This window comes from Streptomyces viridochromogenes (assembly GCF_001270495.1).
GTDB lineage: Bacteria > Actinomycetota > Actinomycetes > Streptomycetales > Streptomycetaceae > Streptomyces > Streptomyces viridochromogenes_A.
In genome coordinates this window covers 107,156-129,236 of record NZ_LGUR01000036.1, presented here as the reverse complement: position 1 = coordinate 129,236, position 22,081 = coordinate 107,156, and the positions used below count along the sequence as shown (strand labels likewise).

The window sequence follows — 22,081 nt, the reverse complement described above, 5'->3', positions numbered from 1 at the left end:
CTCGAAATTGCCCTTGCCGTCGGTGCCTGCGATCGAACCGGTTCTAGTTGTCCGCCTCAGAGTTTCGCGCGCAGCACGGCGCGTGGACGAGCAGCCGACCGGGGCGGGCCCACAAGGACCCCGTTACTCAAGGATTGAGGACGCAATCCCATGCCATCCGCTGACAGATCAGCCCGGCGCCGAGCCCCGGCCGCCGTGGCCGTCGCTCTCGGCGCGGGCCTGCTGACCGCTCCCGCCGCCCCCGCGCAGGCAGCCGAGCCGCCCCAGCCCGCCGCCCACTACACCTTCGACCAGGACGACCTCGCCTCCGGCACGATCACGGACACGTCCGGCAACGGCCTGACGGCGACCCTGGTGAACGGCTCCACCGCCCGGTCCGTGGCAGGCACCGACGGAGGAAAGGCGCTGGCCCTGCCCGGCGGGGCGCCCACCTCCGACGGCGCGTACGTCCGACTGCCCCGCGAAGTCCTCAGCGACGCGACCGACCTGACGGTCTCCGCCCGCGTGAAGTGGAGCGGCGACAAGTCGCCCTGGCAGCGGATCTTCGACCTGGGTACCAACACCACCAAGTACCTCTTCAGCACCCCGTACAACAACAACGGGCTGTTCCAGACCTCCGTGACCACGGGCGGAGGCGGGGCGGAAACACAGGTCCGCGGCTACGCGATGCTTCCCGCGGACCAGTGGCGGACGGTGACGGTCACCCTCGACACCACCGCCGGCCGGCTCACCACCTACCTCGACGGCGTGGCGATCTCCTCCTCCGCCACCGGCATCAAGGCCAGGGAGCTGCTCGACAGTTCGGCCACGGTCGCCGGTTACATCGGCAAGTCCTTCTGGCCGGACCCGCTGCTCAAGGGTGCGGTCGACGACTTCACCGTGTGGCACTCGGCACTGAGCGCGGAACAGGTGGCCGGTACCGTCGGCTCCGTGCCGACCGTCCAGGAGCTCTCCAAGACGACCTTCGAGGTCCGTACCACCACCGGGACCGCCCCGTCCCTCCCGGCCGCCGTCCGCTCCTCCTTCTCCGACGGCTATGACCGGGACACAGCGATCACCTGGGACGCCGTACCGTCCGATCAGTACGCGCGGCCCGGGACGTTCACCGTGGCGGGAACGGCGGCCGGGCGCGCCGTGAAGGCGACCGTCACCGTGGTCCGCGAAGGGGCGCTCACCGTCGACCTCGGCTCGGACACCGGCACGTTCCACGGCGGCGCCTCCGGCACCCTCTACGGCGTGTACGGACCGGACGTCCCCACCAACAACCTCATGGAGGGCATGGGCCTGCGCACGGTCTCCACGAAGGCTCAGGACGGTCCGCAGCACCCCGGTGCCGACGCGCTGGAGGTGGTCAAGCCCCTGGCCGACTCCACCGACGGTGACGTGTACATCTACATGACCGACATCCACCGCGGCTTCCCGTACCAGTGGCCGGGCGACACCCCCGCGGAGAAGGTCAAACTCTACGAGGAGAAGATCGCCCAGCAGGTCGACCAGGTCCTGAAGCTGCCCAGGCAGTACCAGGACAACATCGTCTTCGTGCCGTTCAACGAGCCCGAGGGCAACATGTTCGGCACGGGCGAATGGAGCTACAACAAGGTCAGCTGGCTGAACGACCCCGACGACTTCTTCGCCGCCTGGGACTCCGCCTACAAGCTCATCAAGGGCAGGATGCCCGAGGCCCGCATAGCCGGCCCCAACACCAGTGTCCTCTTCGACCAGGTGAAGGGCTTCCTCACCCACACCCTCGCCGCCGGCACCCTCCCCGAGGTGATCACCTGGCACGAGCTGAGCCACCCCGAGGCGGTGCGCGAGAGCGTCGCCGAGTACCGGGCGTGGGAGAGGGAGTTGTTCAAGGGCACTGACAAGGAGGGCACCGAGCTCCCCGTCAACATCAACGAGTACGCCTTCAACTACCACACCTCCGTCCCCGGCCAGATGATCCAGTGGGTGTCCGCGATCGAGGAGTCCAAGGTGGACGCCGACATCGCCTACTGGAACATCGACGGCAACCTCTCCGACTCCGCGGTGCAGTCGGGCCGCGGCAACGGCCAGTGGTGGCTGCTCAACTCGTACGCCTCGATGAGCGGCCACACGGTGAAGGTGACCCCGCCGTTCCCCGGCCAGAACTACACCATGCAGGGTGTGGCCACGCTCGACGAGAAGAAGAAGCAGTCCCGGCTGGTCTTCGGCGGTTCCGCCGGCAAGGGCCACATCACCTTCACGGGCGTCCCCAAGAAGGTCTTCGGGGACCGCGTGCACGCCTGGGTGCGGGAGATCGAATGGAGCGGACAGGTCGGTGACAGCTCCGGCCCGAGGCTACTGGGGGAGACGAACCTGAAGGTCGGTGACGACGGCCAGGTCGTCGTCGACTTCGGCGACGGCGCGCTGCCGACGCTGAAGGAGTCCTCGGCGTACGAGATCGTCCTCAGCCCCGCCGGGAAGGCGAAGCGCACGCAGTCCCCGTCCGTGCGCTGGCAGGGCTCGTACGAGGCCGAGGACGCCGCCCACAGCGGATCCGGCTACTCGAAGAACGGCCCGGAGGGGTCGCCGCGCGACGTGTCGAAGTTCTACACCTCCGGCGGCTACGACGTCGGCGGCCTGCGCACCGGCTCGGATGTCACGCTCGACTTCGCCGTGGACGTGCCCGAGGACGGCACCTACGACCTGAGTGCCTTCGCCAACTCCCTCAACACCTTCGACAAGGTGAAGGAGCAGGGCTCCACCAACGTCTTCCTGCGCGTGGACGGCAGGGCGGACAGCGAGCAGGAGCTGCACCTGCCGCTGGCGTACAAGTGGGTGGTGTGGGACCACACCGACACCAAGGTCAAGCTCACCAAGGGCAAGCACACCCTGACGCTCGCGGCGAAGAGCCTCGACGGCAAGCGCGCCACCAAGGGCGACGCCATCGTCGACCGCCTCACCCTGTCCTTGCCGGACGCCTCGGCCGCCACCCAGGTGTACGAAGGCGAACTGGCCTGGCTGGACGGCGGGGCGCGGCCCGTCTACGACCTGCCGAAGCAGGCCGGAACCCCGCTGACGGGGTCGGGTACGGCCCGCCTGGCGAAGGGCCAGACCGCCACGTTCTGGGTCTACTCCCCCGCCGACCGCGAGGCCACCCTCGACGTGGAAACCCTCGGTGGCTCGGGCAGCCGGCTCTCCGTCAACGGGCATGACGTCCTGCGCCTGGCCAAGGGCAGGAGCAGCGTCGCGGTCTCCCTCTCGGGCGGCGTCAACAAGGTGACAGTGACCGGAGGTTCGTCCACCACGCTCGTCGATCGACTGACGGTCACGCCCACGGAGGGCGCCCTCCCGGCGCGTACGTACGAGGCGAAGGACGCCAGGCTCGCGGGCTCGGCCACGCTGGCCCCGCTCTCCCTGGCCACCGACGGTACGGCGATCACCGGCATCGGCGGCGAGCCGGGCAACGGCAACACCGCGACGTTCACCGTCGCCGCGGACCGCGCGGGCCTGTACGCGCTCCGCATCCGCTACTCCAACCCCGAGCAGTCCGAAGCCACCCACTACAACCCGGACCCGCTCGCCCGCCACGCCGACATCACCGTCAACGGCGGTGAGACGACGCGCGTCGGCTTCCCGCACAGTTTCCACCAGAACAACTTCTGGGAACTGACCGTCCCCGTCCGGCTCAAGAAGGGGCAGAACACGATCGCCTTCCGCTCCGAGGAACTGCCGAACTTCGACGGAACCACCTACGCCTCGGACACCTTTCCCGGAGTGCTGCTCCGTTCCCGCTACGCGCCGCTGATCGACCGGATCACCGTCGCCCCGTACGCACGGGAGGTCCGCTGAGGTGATGTCACCAGCGGAAACGTGACGTGCATGGACGCCGGGTAGCAGGGGCATCGCGTCCCACCCCGTCCGGCAGACGCCCGCCCACTTCGCCGCCGGTGCCGCAAGCAGACGCCCGGATCCGTCACGGCCGACGGATCCGGGCATGCTCAACCTCGGAGCCGGAAACGGCCCACACAGAAGAAGGGCCCTCACAGACTCTCGCCTGCGAAGACCCTTCACACCGTCGGGACGACAGGATTTGAACCTGCGACCCCTTGACCCCCAGTCAAGTGCGCTACCAAGCTGCGCCACGTCCCGGTGTCCGTCTGACCTGGGGTTTCCCCCGGCCGAACGTGCATGGAAACAATACCGCACTCGGGTCGGTGGTCGCGCACTCGTTTATGCGTGCCCACCGGCTTCAGTTCCGCTCCGGACACACGCTCTCGCCGGTCTCGGCGGGAACCGACCTGAGCGTCGTCGGCGCGTCCACGCACCAGGTCCCGTATCGCCCGCACCGAGAGCAGCGCACCCACGACGACGAGGCTCATCCCTCCGGCGACCAGGAGCACACGGTCGGCGCCCAGGGTCGCCGCGGCCGGGCCCGCGAGGGCCTGGCCGACCGGCATCATGGCCAGGGAGCCCGCCACGTCGTACGCGTGGATGCGGTTGAGGACGTCGGCCGGGACCTGGGTCTGGACACTGGTCGCCCACATCACGCTCCAGAAGGCCATCCCCGCCCCGGCGACGGCGGCTCCGGCCGCCATGGCCGCGACGTCGAGGCCCGCGCCGACCGTCACGGGGAAGCCGGCGAAGGCGAACAGGGCGATCGCGCCGGCGCGGAGCATCCGGCGGGGGCGCAGCCGCAGGGCGAGCAGGCCGCCCAGGAGCGGTGCCCGCGCCGAGCGCGGAGTTGATCAGGCCGTAGGCGCCCGGACCGTGTCGCTGGACCACCTCCGTCGCCACGAGCGGGATGGCGCCGTTCGCGCCCTGGACGTCTTTGGCGAGCCGGGGCACCGTGCCGGCGACCCCCGGCTGGAACACGGCGGCCGCCACCCCGTTGACGAAGCCGATCGCGCAGATCTGCCACAGCACCACGTGCCCGGAGAAGAAGAGCGCGGCGGCCGGGGACTGGGTGCCGACGCGGACCAGATCGGCGCCGACCATCAGCTTGCGGGTGTTGAAACGGTCGGCGACGACCCCGCCGAAGATGATGAGCCCGGCGAGGGCGGCCGACGTCGCGGCCAACGCGAGGCCGACGGCGCCCGCGCCGTGACCGTGCTGGAGCAGGCCCGCGGCGAGGGCCACGGGCAGCATGCTGTCACCGAGCTGGGCGACGGCCCGCGCGGCGAAGAACAGACCGAAGTCGCGCGACCACACCGGGTGCACTCCGGGCGGATCAGCTCGCGATGGCCGCGCCTGCGTTCCGCCCATCCCCCCCAAGCCCCCTCCACCCCGGCTCCCACCCTCACACCTTCGGATCATGGCACGGGGCACTGACAACGCCCCACGGGTTTCACTCCCCCGTCGGCAACCCCAAGTCCGGATACGCGTCCAGCAGCCTCGGCGGCGCCGCCTGACGCCAGGAATCGGCGAGGATGTCGCGCAGCTCGTCCTCGTCCTCCAAGGCGGCGAGCCTGGCCCTCACCCAGGCGAACTGCGCCTCGTGGTCGGCGATCCAGAACTTCCCCGGCTCGGCGATGACCAGTTCGTCGCGCTCCTCCTTGGGACAGCGCACGGCGAGGGAGGTCTCCTCCTCGGGCAGTGTGGCGAACATCTTGCCCGCCACCCGGAAGGTGGGCATGCCCCAGGCGATCTTCTCCGTCGTGTCCGGCAGGGAAAGGGCGATACGGCGTACGTCTTCAGCATCCGGCATGAGACGCACGGTAGCGGCCGGCACTGACAATCACCTGGTGAGAGGGACATTCCCGCGCCTGGTGACGGGGATCCGCGAACGCACCCCAGAAGCTGAAGTTGGGGTACACGTCCTCGTTCGCCGTCCGCTCCGGGTCGTAGTGGGCCGCCAACTTCTCCCACGGGGCCTCCCGCAGTTCCCGTGCCGTGCCGGCGATCTGCTCCGCGGTCCACCCGAACAGCGTGCCGCCCTCCTGGATCTGGAACCCGTCCAACGCGAACTCGAGGAACTGACCGGCCCAACTCGGGTCCTTCTCCGCCCTGTCCAGTTCCTCCGTCGTCGCGCTGACGAACGAGATGCTCACGCCCATGACAGGCAGTCCCCTTGATGTGGCGCTTGTTCGACGCCCACCTGTCGCGACCGGTCACACATGCTTGTAGTAGATCGTCGTCGGCCGCAGTATCCCGTCCTGGTTCGCCGCGTAGTCGGGTATGACCCCGGCCCGGGTCCAGCCGGCCGAGCCGTACAGCTGCTCGGCGCGACTGTCGGTCTCGGTGTCCAGGTGGAGGAGGGTGACCCCGGCCCTGGTCGCCGCCTCTTCGGCGGTCGTCAGGAGGCTGCGGCCGAGGCCCTGGCCCCGCACGTCCCGGTGCACCATCAGTTTGATCACCTCGGCCCGGTGCCGGCTGTTGGGCTTGTCGGCGAAGGCCAGGCTGACGGTACCGACGGCTCGCCCGTCCTCGCGTACCGCCCACACGGCCAACTGCCCGGCGGCCACGGCGGCCGCACGCTCCCTCCACCAGGCCAGTGCCGCCGTACGGTCCAGTGGGGCGAGGAATCCGACGGAGGCACCGTCCGCCACGGTGTCCACCAGCAGATCGGCCAAGTCCTCGACCAGCTCCAGCAGTTGGGCTGCGTCCAGTCTCGTCGGGGTCACGGCAGCACCACCGCCAGTACGTACCGCACCGCGCCGGGCCCCGCGCACCGGAACCGCGTGGATCCCCAGACCCGCATCCGCAGACAGTCCCCGGCGTCCAGATGGTGCTCGGTCTCCTGCACCGTCACGTCGAGCGCTCCTTCCAGCACCCAGATGTGCTGCTCCAGTCCCGGCACCGGCGGCCGGTCGTACGCGATGTCGGCGCCCGCGGTGAGCCGTCCCTCGACGACCTCGGCGCGCAGCCCGGCGTGCGGCGGCGACACGGACCTTCGGACGAACCCGGAGGAACGGTCCTCCCACACCGGCTGCTCGGCCGCCCGCACCAGCAGCGCGGGCTCGGCCTCGACCTCGCTGAGCAGCTGGGACATGGTCCGGCCGTACACATGGCACAGGCGGTTCAGCAGTGAGGCCGTGGGGCTGATCTCCGCGTGCTCGGCCCGCGACAGGGTCGAGCGGCTCACGCCGCTGCGTTCCGCCAACTCACCGAGCGACCAGCCGCGTTCGGCCCGCAGCTCGGCCAGGCGGACGCCGAGGCGAGCGTCGACCGTGTCCTGGGGATCACCACCATCCAGCGAGAGTTTCATATCCGGGACGCTATCCCATATATGAAACGCGGTGGTTACGGGCGGCTCACACCCCGGCCCACGCCCCCGCCGCCTCCCCGAGCGCCTCCAGGACCGGCCGGATCAGCGGGTGCTCCTCGGCGCCCCGTCGTACGGCCGCGAACACCCGACGCGTGGGCGCCACCCCGTCCACAGGCCGCACGACGACCCCTGTGAGGTCCATGCCGCGCAACGCCGAGCGCGGTACGAGCGCCACGCCCGCGTCGGCCGAGGCGAGGGCGACGACCGCGCGGAAGTCGTCCGAGGAGTGTTCGAGCCGGGGCTGGAAGCCGGCGTTCTCGCAGGCCAGGACGACGACGTCATGGCAGGGGTTGCCGGGGTACGGCCCGATCCACGGATCCTTGGCCAGCTCCGCGAGGGGGACCTCGGCCGAGTCGGCCAGCCGGTGGCGCACCGGGACGACCGCGTCGAAGGGCTCGGCGTACAGCGGTACGTGCGCCAGGCGGGGGTCGTCGGCGGGCGGCGCCCCCCGGTACTCGACGGCCACCGCGATGTCGACCTGCCGGTCCAGCACCATCGGCAGGCTGGCGTCGCCCTCGGTGTCCTGGACGCGGATGCGAATGCCGGGGGACGTCCGCGCGAGGCGGGTCACCGCGGGCGCGACGACCAAGGCGATACCGGTCGCGAACGAGGCGACCGTGACCGTGCCGGCCGCGCCCGAGCTGTACGCGGCCAGCTCCGCTTCGGCCCGCTCCAGCTGGGCGAGGACGGCGTTGGTGTGGTTGAGCAGGATCTCGCCGGCCGGGGTCAGCCGTACGCCCTTGGCGCCGCGCTCGACGAGGCGGTGACCCGTCTCCTGCTCCAGGGCCGTGAGCTGCTGGGAGACCGCCGACGGGGTCAGATACAGCGCGGCGGCAGCCGCCGTCACCGTGCGGTGGTCGGCCACCGCACGGAGGATGTGGAGCCGCCGCGCTTCGATCATGAGATCGATTATCGCAATATGTCCGGGCCGGCCGGAGGTCAGCCTTCCAGTTCCGCCCGGGCCGCGACGAAGGCGTCGACGGCACGGTTGACGTCGTCCGTCGAGTGCGCGGCGGACAGCTGCACGCGGATGCGTGCCTGGCCCTGCGGCACCACCGGGTACGAGAAGCCGATCACGTACACACCGCGTTCCAGCAGCAGCTCCGCCATCCGACCGGCGACGGCGGCGTCACCGATCATCACGGGCGCGATCGCGTGGTCGCCGGAGAGGATGTCGAAGCCCTCCTCGGTCATGCGCCGACGGAACAGCGCGGTGTTCTCGGCCAGCCGGACCCGCAGGTCGTCCGCCGACTCCAGCAGGTCGAGGACCTTGAGCGAGGCCGCCGCGATCACCGGGGCCAGGGTGTTGGAGAACAGGTACGGCCGGGAACGCTGGCGCAGCAGGGCGACGATCTCGGCGCGGGCCGCGACATAGCCGCCGGACGCGCCGCCGAGCGCCTTGCCAAGGGTGCCGGTGATGATGTCGACGCGGTCCATGACGCCGTGCAACTCGGGCGTGCCGCGGCCGCCGGGGCCGACGAAGCCGACGGCATGCGAGTCGTCGACCATGACCATGGCGTCGTAGCGGTCCGCGAGGTCGCAGATCTCACGCAGCGGGGCCACATAGCCGTCCATGGAGAACACGCCGTCGGTGACGATCAGCCGGCGCCGGGCGTCGGACGCGTCCTTCAACTGCCTTTCCAGATCGGCCAGATCGCGGTTGGCGTACCGGAAGCGGCGGGCCTTGGACAGCCGGATGCCGTCGATGATCGACGCATGGTTCAGCGCGTCGGAGATCACCGCGTCCTCCGGGCCGAGCAGCGTCTCGAACACCCCGCCGTTGGCGTCGAAGCAGGAGGAGTACAGGATCGTGTCCTCCTGGCCGAGGAACGCGGAGAGCCGTGCCTCCAGTTCCTTGTGCACCTCCTGCGTGCCGCAGATGAAGCGGACCGACGCCATGCCGTAACCCCAGCGGTCAAGAGCCTCATGGGCGGCGGCGACGACCTCGGGGTGATCTGCGAGGCCCAGGTAGTTGTTGGCGCAGAAGTTGAGGACCTCGCCGGGGCGACCGCCCGCGGTGACGTTCACCGTCGCGGACTGCGGGGTGCCGATGACCCGCTCGGGCTTGTGCAGGCCGGCGGCGCGGATCTCGTCGAGGGTGGCGCGCAGGTCGTCGCGCACGGAGTCGAACATCAGAAAGCTCCTAGAAAAGCAGATGACTTACGCGGGAACTCACGCGGAGGCTTACGCGGTGACTCAGGCGGTCCAGTCGAGGATGACCTTGCCGCCGCGACCGCTCGCCGCGTCGGCGAACGCCGCCTCGTAGTCGCGGTAGCCGTACCGGCCGGTGATCACTGGGGCGAGGTCGAGGCCGCCTTCCAGCAGCACGGACATCGCGTACCAGGTCTCGAACATCTCGCGGCCGTAGATGCCCTTGATGGTGATCATCGAGGTGACGATCCGGGCCCAGTCGACCGGGAAGTCCTGCGCCGGCAGGCCGAGCATGGCGATACGGCCGCCGTGCGTCATGTTGGCGATCATGTCGCGCATCGCCTCGGGTCGGCCGGACATCTCCAGACCGATGTCGAAGCCCTCGCGCAGGCCGAGTGCGCGCTGTCCGTCGCCGATGGTCGCCTCCGACACATTCAGCGCGAGGCTCACGCCCACCTTGCGGGCCAGCTCCAGCCGTTCCTCGCTCACATCGGTGATCACGACGTTGCGCGCGCCCGCGTGCCGGGCCACGGCCGCCGCCATCAGACCGATCGGGCCCGCGCCGGTGATCAGGACGTCCTCCCCGACCAGCGGGAACGACAGCGCGGTGTGCACGGCGTTGCCGAACGGGTCGAAGATCGCGGCGACGTCGAGGTCGACGGGCACACGGTGCACCCACACATTGGCGGCCGGCAGGGCGACGTACTCGGCGAAGGCGCCGTCCCGCCCCACGCCGAGGCCGATCGTGGCCCGGCAGAGATGCCGGCGCCCGGCCAGGCAGTTGCGGCACTTGCCGCACACCAGATGACCCTCGCCGCTGACCCGGTCGCCGACGGCGATGTCACTGACATCGCGCCCGACCTCGACGATCTCGCCCACGAACTCGTGCCCGAGCACGAGTGGGGTGCGGATCGCCTGCTGCGCCCAGCCGTCCCAGGCCCGGATGTGCAGATCGGTGCCGCAGATGCCGGTGCGCAACACCTTGATCAGTACGTCACCGGGTCCGACAGCCGGTTCCGGGACGTCCGCGAGCCAGAGCCCGGGCTCCGCCTTCTCCTTGACCAGCGCCTTCAACGGTACGGCTCCTGAGAGTGAGTTCCGGCCGCGGGCATGCCGAAAGCGCCCGCGGCCGGGGAGGGGGGTGGGATCGCAGATGAATCTGCCGTACGGCGGCGCCCAGGTCCATCGAGGATTTCTTAAGCGGCGCCACAGCTTTCCTTCACGCCCTCCGTCACCGGCAGGGGCTAGAGGGGCAGCCCGTCCGCCGCCCGTCGCTCCAGCCGCATCGCCAAGTCCGCCGCGGATGCCTTGATGGTCTCCAGGCCGGCCTTCCCCCACGGCCGCGGCTCCACGTCGACGACGCACACCGTGCCCAGCGCCATTCCCGTGGAGTCGATGAGCGGGGCACCCAGATAGGAGCGGATGCCGAACTCGTCGACGATCGGGTTCCCGGCGAACCGCGGATAGTCGCGGACGTCCTCCAGAACCAACGCCTTGTGTCGGACCACCACATGGGGGCAGAACCCATGGTCGCGCTCCATAGGGCGGCCCAGCTCCGGCTTGGAGTCGTCGGTCCGCGCGAGGCTCACGGTCGGCCGCACATGCAGGCCGGCGAAGAACTGCCGACTCTCGCCGATGAAGTTGACCATGGCGTACGGCGCCCCGGTGAGCTCGGCGAGATGGTCCGCGAAGACATCCAGGGCCGGATCGGGGTACTCCCCCAGGCCCAGTTGGAACAGTCGCCGTGCGCGGGCTGGGGCCTCCTTGTCCTCGGGGGTGAGCAGCAGGCGAGCGACCGGGTGGGGTGGGCCGTAGCTCATGGGCGGATTCCGTCGCTGTGGGCGTGGGTCATATGCGGCTCCGTGCTGGTGGGTGCGGATGTCACATGTGGGCACCGTGGCTCGGCGCGGGTGCCGGTGCGTGGGCGATGAGGTGCCGTACCAAGGTCAGCAGGGTCTGGACACCGGAGCTGGAGATCCGGGCGTCGCAGCGGACGACGGGGATCTGCGGGTCGAGGTCGATCGCGGCTCGGACCTCCTCCGGGTCGTACCGGTAGCCGCCGTCGAACTCGTTGATCGCGACGATGAAGCCGAGGCCCCGCTGCTCGAAGAAGTCGACGGCGGCGAAGCAGTCCTCCAGGCGCCGGGTGTCGGCGAGGATGACCGCGCCCAGCGCGCCCTCCGAGAGTTCGTCCCACATGAACCAGAACCGTTCCTGTCCGGGCGTGCCGAACAGATACAGGACGTGTTCCGGATCGAGGGTGATGCGGCCGAAGTCCATGGCCACCGTCGTCTCGACCTTGTTCTCGATGCCTTCCAGGTTGTCGGTCGCTGCGCTGACCGTGGTGAGCAGCTCCTCCGTGCTGAGCGGCGCGATCTCGCTCACCGCGCCGACGAAGGTCGTCTTGCCGACCCCGAACCCTCCCGCCACCAAGATCTTCAGTGCGGTGGGGAAGGGGTCAGAGCTGTCGTCGTAGTCCATCGAGCACTGCCTCCAGAAGGGCCCGGTCAGTCGGGTTGTGGTGGAACTCGGGGGGCTTGGTGGTGAGCGCCCCGCAGTCGACGAGGTCCGACAGCAGCACCTTGGTGACCGCCGCCGGCAGCTTCAGATGGGCGGCGACCTCGGCGATCGAGACGGGACCGCGGCACAGGTCGAGCGCCTGCTCGTGCTCGGGGCCGAGGTAGCCGAGGGGGGTCGCCCCGGTGGCCATGACCTGCGACATGAGATCGAGCGCGATGGTGGGTCGGGTACGGCCGTTGCTGACCGTGAAAGGGCGCACCAGCCGTCCGGCCGCGTCGTCGAGCCAGGGCCCGTCGCCGGTCGCCGTCACGTTCAAGGCCTCAGCGCCGAGGGTTCGACGGAGTGCTGCCGGGGAGCGGTGACGAGATACGGGCGGACGCTCTTGACCAGCATCGCCATCTCGTAGCCGAGCACCGCCGCGTCGGCCTCGCGGCCGGCCAGCACGGCGAGACAGGTGCCGGAACCTGCCGTCGTCACGAAGAGCAGCATCGAGTCGAGTTCGACGACGACCTGGCGCACGTCTCCGCCGTCGCCGAACCGGACCCCGGCGCTGCGGCCCAGGGAGTAGAGGCCGGAAGCCAGGGCGGCCATGTGGTCCGCGCTGTCCGGGTCGAGGCCGTGAACCGACTTCACAAGCCCGTCGCAGGAGAGGAGTACCGCGCTGGTGGTGTGCGGTACACGCTGCACGAGGCCGCTCATCAGCCAGTCGAGGTCGGAGACATGGGCGGTCGGCGCTTCGCTCGCCATGATGGATCGACTCCTTGAGGTACGAAGGTCGGCGGGAGTGCTGGGGGTGGGGGTGGACTTCCAGGCGGATGTCGAGCTGGTCACGGTCGTGGTCATCCGGCTGGTGCGCTCCCGTCGTGCCAGGGGGTGTGGTCGCTGCCGGGCGGGGGCCCGGGGTGGGTCTCGTTCGTGTGGGCCGGGTCCATGGGCGATACGTCCATGGCGGGCCGGGGAGGCATGGAGGTCACGTCCGTGTGGAGCGCGTCCAGGGATGTCGGGTGCAGGCGGGTGGGCTGCACCCGACCTGCGTCGAGGCTCGTCGGCTCCAGGCGGATCGTTGCCGGGCGCATGGACTCCAGGCGCGTGGGGTTCGGGCGCGCGGGGTCCGGGTCGGTTGACGTCGTGTCGGAGGACTTGTGCGGTGAGGGGGTGTAGGCGGATGTGGTGCCGTGGGTGCTGGCGGTGTGTGCCGAGTCCATGTGGGCTGCGTCCGTGTGGGTCGCATCCATGTGGGTCGCGTCCAGGTGGCCCGAGCTCACGTGGCCGGAGGCTGTGTGGCCGAACGCCGTGTGCCCCGAGGCCATGTGGCCGGACACCACGTAGCCGGACACCATGTGCGGAGCGCCCGTGTGGCCTGCACCCAGATGCCCCGCATCCATGTGCCCGCCCCCCATGTGCTCCGCATCCGTAGGTCCGGCATCCATCCGTCCGGTCTCCACGTGCCCGACATCCACGGGCCCGACGTCCACACGCCCGGCATCCATGTGCCCGACCTCCACAGGCCCGGCCTCCATGTGCGCCGACTCCATGTGCTGCTGCGTCTCGGCGAGTCCGATGCCCCGTTGAAAGGCAGCCATCAGCCCCGGGTCGTGCCCGGCGAGCTGGTCGGATTCCTGGCGCGGCGCGGGCGCGCTCCGCAGCTGGGGCACGATGTGTTCCTGGGCCCGGCGTCGGGGCAGTTGGGGCAGTTGGGGCTTGCCCATGGTGCCGCGGACGGTGCCGGTACGCGGGGTCGGCGGTGTGGCGGCGTTCTCCTCCACGAGCCGACGTTCGTCGGGCCTGATGCCGGGCACGGCCTCCGCCGGGTTCGCCCGCTCTCCGCGAGCGCCACGCACGGGCAGCGGTGCCGGCGCGGCGCCATTCGCCCCGGAGGGCATGCCCCAGCCGCCGGACTCCGGCTGCTGCCGACGCGGCGCGTCCGCCGACGCCTCCGCCGCCCCTCGTTGCCCACCCTCCGACGCGGCCGACGCCACCGAGGCGGCCGGTGCGGCGCGTGCGGCCGGCGCGGGCTGCCGAAGCTGCTGCGGAGGCACCGGCGCCTGCTGCGGACTCGCCTGCCGCGAGGAGTGCGGCGGTACGGCAGCGCCCGCAGACTGTTCGGGAGCCTGCGCCCGCGGCGCACCGCCGTGGGCTCCCGGCTCCGTCCCCAACAACCCCTGCGGCACGACGAGTACGGCCTGGACACCGCCGTAGATGTTGGTCTGGAGCCGCACATGGATGCCGTGCCGCTTCGCGAGCTGCGAAACGACGAACAGTCCGATGCGTCCGTCCGCCAGCAGGCTGGCCACGTTGACCTGGTCCGGGTCGGCGAGCAGGGCGTTCATGCGGTTCTGCTCGCCGACCGGCATGCCCAGCCCGCGGTCCTCGACCTCGACGGCGAGCCCCGAGGTCACGAGGTTGGCCCGGAGCAGGACCTGGGTGTGCGGGGCGGAGAACACCGTGGCGTTCTCGACCAGTTCGGCCAGCAGGTGGATGACGTCGGCGACGGCGTGTCCACGCAGGGTGCCGTCGATGGGCGGCACGAGCTTGACCCGCGAGTACTGCTCGACCTCCGCGATGGCCGAGCGCAGCACCTCGGTCATGGAGACCGGGTTGCTCCACTGCCGGCGGGACACGGCGCCGCCGAGCACCGCGAGGTTCTCGGAGTGGCGGCGGATGCGGGTGGCGAGATGGTCGACATGGAAGAGGCCCTTGAGCAGGTCGGGGTCCTCGATCTCGTTCTCCAGCTCGTCGAGGATCGAGATCTCGCGGTGGACCAGCGACTGGAGACGCCGGGCGAGGTTGACGAAGACCTCGAGCTTCTGTTCGCTGCCCGCCTGACTGGAGAGCTGGGAGGCCTGGACGACGGCGGTGACAGCCCCGTCATGGGCGCGGGCCAGATCCGCGGCGAGCAGTTCGAAGTCGTCGGCGCCCTCGGGCGGACCGCTGCGCTGCTTGCGCTTCGGCGGACCGTCGCCGCGCCGCAGTGTCTCGACGAGGGCTCGTAGATCGGCCTCGCCGCGTGCGCTGCTGCGGCGGAGTGCGCCGATCCGGTCGCTCACGGCCTTGGCGGTGCGGTTGGCGGCCACCGCGGCGATCAGGATGCCCGCCACGGTCACCGAGAACGCACCGGCGAGCACGGCCCACAGGGTGAGACTCGGCCGGGCCCCGGTGGAGCGCACGACGAACAGTACGGCCGCACAGGCACTGAGACTCACGGCGACGGGCGGCAGCACGGCCAGACGCAGGAGTTGGGGCCGTATATGGGTCTCGGGCAGCGCGGTCGCGGTGCGGGCGGTCGGGCGCCCGTGCCGCCCGCCCTCACGGCGGTCTGCGCGTGCGGCCGGGGCGCGGAGTGGAGACATCGGGGTCCTCGTACTGGTCCGTCGGTCGGGGCCTTGGGAGTGCGCGCGGTCTGCGCGGCCCGGGGCATGCGCCATCGCGATGTCGGTCGACAAGGCCCACGAATGCGGCTCCGTGTCGCCCGACGGACACTGACAGTAGTCGCCTCTGCATCAAGTGCGGTGGGCAGTTGACAAAGTCCCGCAGGCAGCGTCCCGCTCTGGTATGAGGTCTCGTACGACAGACCGATAACCCGCTCCACCGTTCGCCCATAAGGGGCGGTCGAACGATCGGACCTGGTCAGAAGTGGTCATGAAGAAAGGTCGAGCGGCGGGGCACTCCAGCCGCCGCAGGCCACGCGCACTCTCGATTCCCTCGCCCGGGACCGCCCTGGCCGGGACGATTCAGCACGGCGCACACCCGTCCCCCGCGTCGGGGCTGTCACCGGCCGTATCGGCGCGCAGTGCTCAGCGCGCGCTCCGAAGCGCCCTCCCGCGCTCCCACGCGCCCCGCGCGAACCGCCCCCAAGGGCGCGCGCAACTCGGTGGACACCCGCACTGTTCGGTCGCCCGCCCCGGCGAGTTCCTCGTACGCCACGGCGAGTTCATCGCGCGCCGCGGGCAGTTCGTCGTACGCCATGGGCAGTTCGTCGTACCCCACGGGCAATCCGTGGCGCGCCACGGCGGGCCGGCCCCGCTCCACAACCGCCCGCGAAGTCGCGGTCGCTCTAGCCGACCGCCACGCTGTCCGGCCCCGACGCGACCGGCGGCCAGGTCGGCCATCCCCCGGCGGGCTCTTCGGCGGCCTCACGCCACCACGGCGTCACGGGCCGCACCGAGGCGGGTTCGAAGGGCTCACCACAGAGGGGAGTCGCCATCGTGACCCCGGCCTTGTGCGTGGCGCGCATCGTCCACTCCCCCGGCTCCGCCCACGGATGGGTCGCCAGGTTGAAGGTGCCCCAGTGGATGGGCAGCAGGACGCCCGCGGCCGGATCGCCGCCCTGAAGGTCGAGGTGGGCCCGGACGCCCTCGTCCGGGGTCATGTGGATGTCGGGCCAGAAGTCGGAGTAGGCACCGAGCTGGATCATCGTGGCGTCGAAGGGGCCGTGCTCGGCGCCGATGTCCTTGAAGCCCTCGAAATATCCGGTGTCACCGCTGTGGTAGATCCGGTGCTCGTCGGAGGCAACGACCCAGGACGCCCAGAGGGTGTGCTGCGTGTTGCGCAGGCCGCGGCCGCAGAAGTGGCGGGCCGGGGTGGCCGTCAGGGTGAGTCCGCCGACCTTCGTCGTCTCGTGCCAGTCCAGCTCGCGCAGCCGGTCTGCCGACACGCCCCAGTGTTCGAGGTGCGCGCCGACGCCGAGCGGTACGGCGAAGAGCGTGTCCGTGTCGACCAGCGCCTTGATCGTGGGCAGGTCCAGGTGGTCGTAGTGGTCGTGCGAGATGACGACGACGTCGACCGGCCCCAGCGCGGCCAGCGGCAACGGCACGGGGTGCAGCCGCTTGGGTCCGGCGAAGGGGAACGGTGAGCAGCGATCGCCCCACACGGGGTCGAAGAGCACCCGGTGCCCGTCGATCTCCGCAAGGACGCTCGAATGTCCCATCCAGGTCAGGCGCAGCCCGCCGGCGGGCGGTTTGGCCAGGTCGGCGTATGTGGTGGGGTGGACCGGCACGGTGCTCTTGGGGGCACGGCGGGGCCGGGCGTCCCGGTCGAAGAAGACCTTGGCGAACTCCAGCGTCGATCCGGAGGGTCTGGTCCGGGCGGTGCCCCCGGGATTCTGGAACACCCCGTCCCGGAAGTGCGGGGATCTGCGGATGCGCGCCATGCGCTCACCGCTCGGGTCCACGCCGAAGGATTCGGGCCGCAGGGCACGGAGCCCGGAGTTCGGGAAACGGAAACCGGCCACGGTACCTCCAGGTGGAGTCGGTGAGTAGTCCATTATGGTCGGCCCCTCCGACAACCCCGTACGCCCCCTGATCCATTCCGCACGTTGACATGTCCTCGCCCTCACTTCGATACTGACCCGTCGTTCAGTAACCGCGCGCGGCACGCGACCCTCGCCACCCCTTCCCCCGGAGAAACCATGACCACCCCCCTGCTGTCGCTGACCTGGACCGACGACGTCACCGGCCGCCAGGGCTTCCTGGTCATCGACCGGCTGGTTCGCGGCGTGTCCAGCGGTGGGCTGCGCATGCGGCCGGGATGCACGCTGGACGAGGTCGCCGGGCTCGCCCACGGCATGAGCCTGAAAGAAGCCCTGCACTACGACCCCGAGGCCCGGTACGTCCCCCTGGGCGGCGCCAAGGGCGGCATCGACTGCGATCCCCGCGATCCAGAGGCGTACGGGCTCCTGGTGCGCTACCTGCGGACCATGCGGCCGTACATCGAGAGCTTCTGGACCACGGGCGAGGACCTCGGGCTCACCCTGGACGTGGTCGACCGGGCGGCCTCCGAGGCGGGGCTCGTCTCGTCCGTGCAGGCCGTGTATCCGCTGCTCGACGACGAGGACGGGGCGCGTAGACGGCTCGCTGACGCGTTCGCGGCCGAGGTGGACGGGATCGGGCTCGACGAGCTGGTCGGCGGCTGCGGGGTCGCCGAGTCGGTGCTCACCGCGCTGGACCGGGCCGGTCTCCCGTGCTGGCGGACGCGCGTCGCCGTGCAGGGCCTCGGGACCATGGGTGGGGCCACGGCACGCTTCCTCACCCGCGCGGGGCTCACCGTCGTGGCCGTCGCCGACATCAAGGGCACGATCGCCAACCCCGCGGGCCTCGACATCGAGGCCCTGCTGGCGGCGCGGGACGCGTATGGCACGATCGACCGCGCGGCACTGCGTCGCGGTGACCGCGAACTGCCGGGTGACGCCTGGCTGTCGGTCGAGGCCGAGGTGCTGGTGCCGGCGGCCGTCTCGTATGTGATCGATACCGCGAACCAGGCCCGGATCAGTGCCCGCTGGATCGCCGAGGCGGCCAACATGCCCGTACGGCCGGACGCGGAGCGGCTGCTGTCCGCGCGGGGCGTCACAGTGCTGCCGGACGTCGTGGTCAATTCGGCCACGAACGCCTGGTGGTGGTGGACGCTGTTCGGCGACATCGGCCCGTCCGCGGACGAGGCGTTCGCCCACACGCGACGCTCGATGCGCGCCTTGACCGATCTGACGCTGGCCCGCGCCGAGGCCGACGGGACGACGCCCCGGGCCGCCGCACACGCCATCGCCGAGGAACGGTTGCCGGTGATCGCCGAGCGGTTCGGCCGGTACCGGTGACCGCGGACGAGGGCCGGTCGCTCGACCAGCGGCCCGGGAGCGGCCCGTGGGCGAGGCCTTAGGGTGACCGAGTGGCGAGAGTGCGGTTGAGCGTGGCGGAGCGGCGCGAGGAGTTGCTGCGGGCCGCCGTCGAGCAGATAGAGGCGCGGGGCGTGGCGGCGGTCAGGATCGCCGACGTGGCCTCGGCGCTCGGGGTGAGCAACGCGCTGGTGCTCTATCACTTCGCCACGAAGGAGAAGCTGGTCGCCGCAGCTTTCACCCACGCGGCCGAGGGCGACCTGGCCAGGCTGCGAAGGATCCTCGGCCGCCGCACGACGGCGCTACGACGGCTGCGGGCGGCCGTGCGCTGGTACGCGCCGACCGGCCAGGCCAAGGGCTGGCGGCTGTGGATCGAGGGCTGGGCGGGGGCCTTGCGCGAGCCCGCGCTCCAGGACGTCACTCGGGATCTCGACCGGCAGTGGAAGGGCGCCATCGCCGAGGTCATCGCGGAGGGGGTGGCCGCGGGCGAGTTCGCCTGCCCCGACCCCACCGGCACGGCCCTGCGCCTCACGGCCCTCCTCGACGGGCTCGCCGTGCAGCTGACGTCGTACCGCGGCGCGGTGTCACGCGCGCGTGCCCAGGAGTGGGTGGACGAGGCGCTCGCCCGGGAACTGGAGCTGGAGCGGGAGGCGTTGACGGCGTCGGCGCGGTGAGGTCGTCGATCGCCGGGCGGTCGGTGCACCACGGCCACCACAGCCGTGAGAGCCTCGGCCACGACAGCCGTGTGGGCCGCGCCCCCGAACAGGGCACGGCCCACACCGCCTGGCACGCCTCAAGCCACCGATTCGATCCGCATCTTGATGTCGTCCGGGGACAACGCGCCCTTGGCGGTCACATGGTCCCCCGACGACTCGCCCCGCAGGCGCCGCCCGATCCACGGCACCAGGTACTCACGCGCCCAGTGGACGTCGTCCCGGCGGATCTCCAGGGTGCCGCGGGCCGGGAGCGGCGGCCAGGGCTGGTCCGGGTCGGCCGGGACCTCCAGGCCGAGGACCTGTCCCGCACGGAGCGCCACGCGCGTGTGCCCCTCTGCAGACAGATGGAGCCGGTCGTCGTCCCAGGCCCGGCGGTCCTGAACGGTCTTCAGGGACCACAGGTCGAGCACCGGGCAGCCGTACCGGTCGGCGATGGCCCGCACATGACCGTTGTAGGTGGCGATCTTGCCGCGCAGATGCTTCAGCACGGGCACGCCACGGGTGTCGAAGCCGGTCGTCACCATGACGGTGCCGACGGCGGAGGTAAGCCGGATGATCGCCCGCTCGAAGCGCTCGGCGACCTCGTCGGGGTCGGTTCCGGGTCGGATGATGTCGTTGCCGCCCGCACAGAACGAGACCAGGTCCGGGGCCAGTTCGACGGCCCTCGGAAGCTGGTCCTCGACGATCTGGTCGAGCAGTTTGCCGCGCACGGCGAGGTTCGCGTAGTCGAAGTCGCCCTCGGGACGCCGGTCCGCGAGCAGGACCGCGAACCGGTCGGCCCAACCGACGAACGCCCCGTCGGGGCCGGGGTCGCCGACGCCCTCGGTGAAGCTGTCCCCCACCGCGACGTACGACCCGATCACTGATCTGCTGTCACTCTTCGAATCGTCTGCCACATCGGCACATGATTCACCTTCGAATGTGACCTACGCGACCGTAGGCAAGGGTTGACGAGCGGTGAGATAAGCCACTTCTAAAGTGTTCACCAAACTCGGAATAACCCTCTGATCAGGCGCGTTGTGGGCGCAGCCGCCATACCCGGAAGTCGCTGACCCGGAAGTGACTCCACACGGTCCGGAAGGCGAAGTGCCCACTGGTGTACGGCTCCTGGTCGATGTGGTCGAAGACCAGCCGCCCGTTGTTCCACCACTGGACGGTCGACCCGTCGGAGACGATACGGACCCGGTTCGGCTGGTTGGCCACCAGCAGCGGCTCCGTGTAGTCGAAGACCAGCGGGCGGACCCCGGCCTCGCCGACGTACCGGCGCAGTCGTGTCGTGGTGTTGTAGTTGGCTCCGTAACCGGCGTAGTACGTCTTGAGGTAGTCGTACTCCTCCAGCGCGCCGCCCCGCCGCGTGGCGAAGAGGTCGTCCGGGGAGCGGACGTCGACGGCGTTCCAGAAGTTGTTGAGGTCGGAGACCCGGTCGTTGGGGCCGCCGGCCGAGACGGCGGTGGCCGTGTACTCGAGGACGTACGGGCCTTCGAGCCGCTGCTTGAACCACACCGTCGCCCCGCTCGGCACGTCGATCTCCAGCACACCGTGCGAGGCGGTGACGGTGCCGCCGTTCTGCAGCTCGGTCGCCCACTGGCCGAGGCCGTGGCAGAAGTCGTCGCGGGCGATGAGCCGACGGTGGGCACCGGGGCGAGGGGAGGCCGCACTCGCCGTACCCGCGGGAGCCATTGCCCCCAGGGCGGCGCCCGCGGCCAGGATTCCGAATGCTCTGCGCGTGGTCGACACGGATAGGGCTCCTTCGCTGGGGCGATGACTAGAAAGCGCTTGCGCAAACTGAAACGGAGATCACTCTCCCCCCATCACCCCCGCGCTGTCGACACCCCAGGACACACCGAAGGCCGGACCCGGGGATCGGGGTCCGGCCTTCGGTTGCGTGTCAGGCAGGTGGCTCTCGCGAGGAGCCGGTGTCAGCCGATGCCGACGCCCTTCGAGCGGAGGTAGGCGACCGGGTCCAGGTCCGAGCCGTAGTCCGGCGTGGTGCGGATCTCGAAGTGGAGGTGCGGGCCGGTGACGTTGCCGGTCGCGCCGGAGAGGCCTATCTGCTGGCCCGCGGTCACGGTCTGGCCGCTCGAGACGGAGAGCGAGGACAGGTGGGCGTACTGCGCGTAGTAGCCGTCGGCGAGCTGGATGACGACCTGGTTGCCGTACGCACCGCCCCAGCCGGCCGAGACGACGGTGCCCGCGCCGACCGCCTTCAGCGGGGTTCCGGTGGCAGCGGCGAAGTCGACACCGGTGTGGTAGCCGCTCGACCACATGCTGCCCGCCACCTTGTACGCGGTGGCGACGGCGGCACCCTCGACAGGGGCGGAGAAGCCGCTGGAGGTGCCGGCGTTCTCGGCGCTCTTGGTGGTCGTGGTCGTCTTCGACGCGCTGGACTTCGAGGCGGTCGAGTCGGAGGACGACTTGGAAGGCGCGGAGGAGGAAGAGGAGGGGGAGGACGACGACTTGGGGGTGCTCGTCGTCGCCTTCTTGCCGCCGATCGAGAGCTTCAGGCCGGGGTGGATCAGCGACGGGTCGTCGCCGACGGCCTCACGGTTGTCGGCGTAGAGCTGCTTCCAGCCGCCGCTGACGTTCTGGTCGTCGGCGATCTTCGAAAGGTAGTCGCCGACCTTCACCGAATAGGTCCGCAGACCCGTCTTCTGCTCGGCGTCCTTCTTCTCGACCGCCTTCTTCTCGGCGGCCGGAAGGGACTGAACGGCCTTTTCCGAAACGGACTGCGAGGGGGCGGCGTGGGCGCCGGTGGCACCGATGAGCGGGAGAGCGAGAGCGGCGCCACCGGTTCCGGCGACGGCGATGGAGCGGGTGAAGCGCAGAGACTTCGGGCGGCGGTGCTTACCCTTCGCGGGCATG

Annotated in this window: 20 protein-coding genes, 1 tRNA gene and 1 pseudogene; 3 read left to right on the top strand and 19 right to left on the bottom strand. The window is 70.6% G+C overall.

Translation table 11 applies throughout. The features are described 5' to 3' along the window. The first annotated feature begins 150 nt into the window (after positions 1-150). A complete protein-coding gene (locus tag ADK36_RS06570; protein WP_053196696.1) occupies positions 151-3,813 on the top strand; it encodes a LamG-like jellyroll fold domain-containing protein in 3,663 nt (1,220 codons plus the stop codon). Positions 3,814-4,039: 226 nt separating this feature from the next. On the opposite strand, the gene ADK36_RS06565 is transcribed toward ADK36_RS06570, so the two are convergent. The 16 genes and pseudogenes from ADK36_RS06565 to ADK36_RS06485 all read right to left on the bottom strand — a co-directional run bounded on the left by ADK36_RS06565 (position 4,040) and on the right by ADK36_RS06485 (position 17,129). After that, a tRNA-Pro gene (locus ADK36_RS06565) sits at positions 4,040-4,113 on the bottom strand. A 143-nt stretch (positions 4,114-4,256) separates the two neighbouring features. After that, positions 4,257-5,226 (bottom strand): annotated as a pseudogene (locus ADK36_RS45900) (MFS transporter); the annotation flags it as partial. A gap of 82 nt (positions 5,227-5,308) precedes the next feature. Further along, a complete protein-coding gene (locus tag ADK36_RS06550; RefSeq protein WP_048579925.1) occupies positions 5,309-5,668 on the bottom strand; it encodes an MmcQ/YjbR family DNA-binding protein in 360 nt (119 codons plus the stop codon). After that, entirely contained in the window at positions 5,655-6,017 is a 363-nt protein-coding gene (locus ADK36_RS06545; RefSeq protein ID WP_053196688.1) for a DUF1877 family protein, read from the bottom strand. Before ADK36_RS06545 ends, ADK36_RS06550 begins: the two co-directional genes overlap by 14 nt. A 54-nt stretch (positions 6,018-6,071) precedes the next feature. Further along, positions 6,072-6,584, bottom strand: coding sequence for a GNAT family N-acetyltransferase (locus ADK36_RS06540; RefSeq protein WP_053196686.1), 513 nt, complete (start codon positions 6,582-6,584; stop codon positions 6,072-6,074). Next, positions 6,581-7,168 carry a helix-turn-helix domain-containing protein gene (locus tag ADK36_RS06535; protein ID WP_048579922.1) on the bottom strand — a complete coding sequence of 196 codons (588 nt, stop codon included), beginning with the start codon at positions 7,166-7,168 and terminating at the stop codon, positions 6,581-6,583. Before ADK36_RS06535 ends, ADK36_RS06540 begins: the two co-directional genes overlap by 4 nt. A gap of 46 nt (positions 7,169-7,214) precedes the next feature. Continuing rightward, positions 7,215-8,129 carry a LysR family transcriptional regulator gene (locus tag ADK36_RS06530; protein ID WP_048579921.1) on the bottom strand — a complete coding sequence of 305 codons (915 nt, stop codon included), beginning with the start codon at positions 8,127-8,129 and terminating at the stop codon, positions 7,215-7,217. Between the two features lie 38 nt (positions 8,130-8,167). Then, a complete protein-coding gene (locus tag ADK36_RS06525; protein WP_048579920.1) occupies positions 8,168-9,361 on the bottom strand; it encodes a glycine C-acetyltransferase in 1,194 nt (397 codons plus the stop codon). A 63-nt stretch (positions 9,362-9,424) separates the two neighbouring features. Further along, positions 9,425-10,453, bottom strand: coding sequence for an L-threonine 3-dehydrogenase (gene tdh / locus ADK36_RS06520; protein WP_053196684.1), 1,029 nt, complete (start codon positions 10,451-10,453; stop codon positions 9,425-9,427). Positions 10,454-10,623: 170 nt separating this feature from the next. Continuing rightward, positions 10,624-11,199 (bottom strand): GAF domain-containing protein, encoded by a 576-nt coding sequence (locus tag ADK36_RS06515; RefSeq protein ID WP_048579918.1) that lies wholly within the window; start codon positions 11,197-11,199, stop codon positions 10,624-10,626. 61 nt (positions 11,200-11,260) lie between these two features. Continuing rightward, a complete protein-coding gene (locus ADK36_RS06510) occupies positions 11,261-11,860 on the bottom strand; it encodes a GTP-binding protein (RefSeq protein ID WP_048579917.1) in 600 nt (199 codons plus the stop codon). After that, complete coding sequence (locus ADK36_RS06505) at positions 11,838-12,209, bottom strand: DUF742 domain-containing protein (protein ID WP_048579916.1); 372 nt, start codon at positions 12,207-12,209, stop codon at positions 11,838-11,840. The genes ADK36_RS06510 and ADK36_RS06505 overlap by 23 nt, the downstream gene beginning before the upstream one ends. 2 nt (positions 12,210-12,211) lie before the next feature. Next, positions 12,212-12,646, bottom strand: coding sequence for a roadblock/LC7 domain-containing protein (locus ADK36_RS06500; RefSeq protein WP_053196682.1), 435 nt, complete (start codon positions 12,644-12,646; stop codon positions 12,212-12,214). 92 nt (positions 12,647-12,738) lie between these two features. Next, entirely contained in the window at positions 12,739-15,249 is a 2,511-nt protein-coding gene (locus ADK36_RS06495) for a sensor histidine kinase (RefSeq protein ID WP_234329693.1), read from the bottom strand. A 418-nt stretch (positions 15,250-15,667) separates the two neighbouring features. Continuing rightward, complete coding sequence (locus ADK36_RS06490; protein WP_053196680.1) at positions 15,668-15,886, bottom strand: hypothetical protein; 219 nt, start codon at positions 15,884-15,886, stop codon at positions 15,668-15,670. Between the two features lie 67 nt (positions 15,887-15,953). Continuing rightward, a complete protein-coding gene (locus ADK36_RS06485; RefSeq protein ID WP_048579913.1) occupies positions 15,954-17,129 on the bottom strand; it encodes an MBL fold metallo-hydrolase in 1,176 nt (391 codons plus the stop codon). A gap of 177 nt (positions 17,130-17,306) precedes the next feature. Here ADK36_RS06485 and ADK36_RS06480 point away from each other — a divergent pair, with 177 nt between their 5' ends. Both ADK36_RS06480 and ADK36_RS06475 read left to right on the top strand, forming a co-directional pair. Then, positions 17,307-18,485, top strand: a complete 1,179-nt coding sequence (locus tag ADK36_RS06480; RefSeq protein WP_053196678.1) for a Glu/Leu/Phe/Val dehydrogenase dimerization domain-containing protein — start codon at positions 17,307-17,309, stop codon at positions 18,483-18,485. Between the two features lie 71 nt (positions 18,486-18,556). Next, on the top strand, positions 18,557-19,177 hold the full coding sequence (locus tag ADK36_RS06475; RefSeq protein ID WP_199830123.1) for a TetR/AcrR family transcriptional regulator: 621 nt from the start codon (positions 18,557-18,559) through the stop codon (positions 19,175-19,177). A 119-nt stretch (positions 19,178-19,296) separates the two neighbouring features. Here the strand turns inward: ADK36_RS06475 and ADK36_RS06470 are convergent, their stop codons facing one another. From ADK36_RS06470 to ADK36_RS06460, 3 genes are all read right to left on the bottom strand, one after another. Then, entirely contained in the window at positions 19,297-20,082 is a 786-nt protein-coding gene (locus ADK36_RS06470; protein ID WP_048579910.1) for an SGNH/GDSL hydrolase family protein, read from the bottom strand. 145 nt (positions 20,083-20,227) lie between these two features. Next, entirely contained in the window at positions 20,228-20,956 is a 729-nt protein-coding gene (locus ADK36_RS06465) for a DUF6250 domain-containing protein (RefSeq protein WP_199830122.1), read from the bottom strand. 182 nt (positions 20,957-21,138) lie between these two features. Further along, positions 21,139-22,080 carry a M23 family metallopeptidase gene (locus ADK36_RS06460; protein WP_048579908.1) on the bottom strand — a complete coding sequence of 314 codons (942 nt, stop codon included), beginning with the start codon at positions 22,078-22,080 and terminating at the stop codon, positions 21,139-21,141. Position 22,081 lies beyond the last annotated feature (1 nt).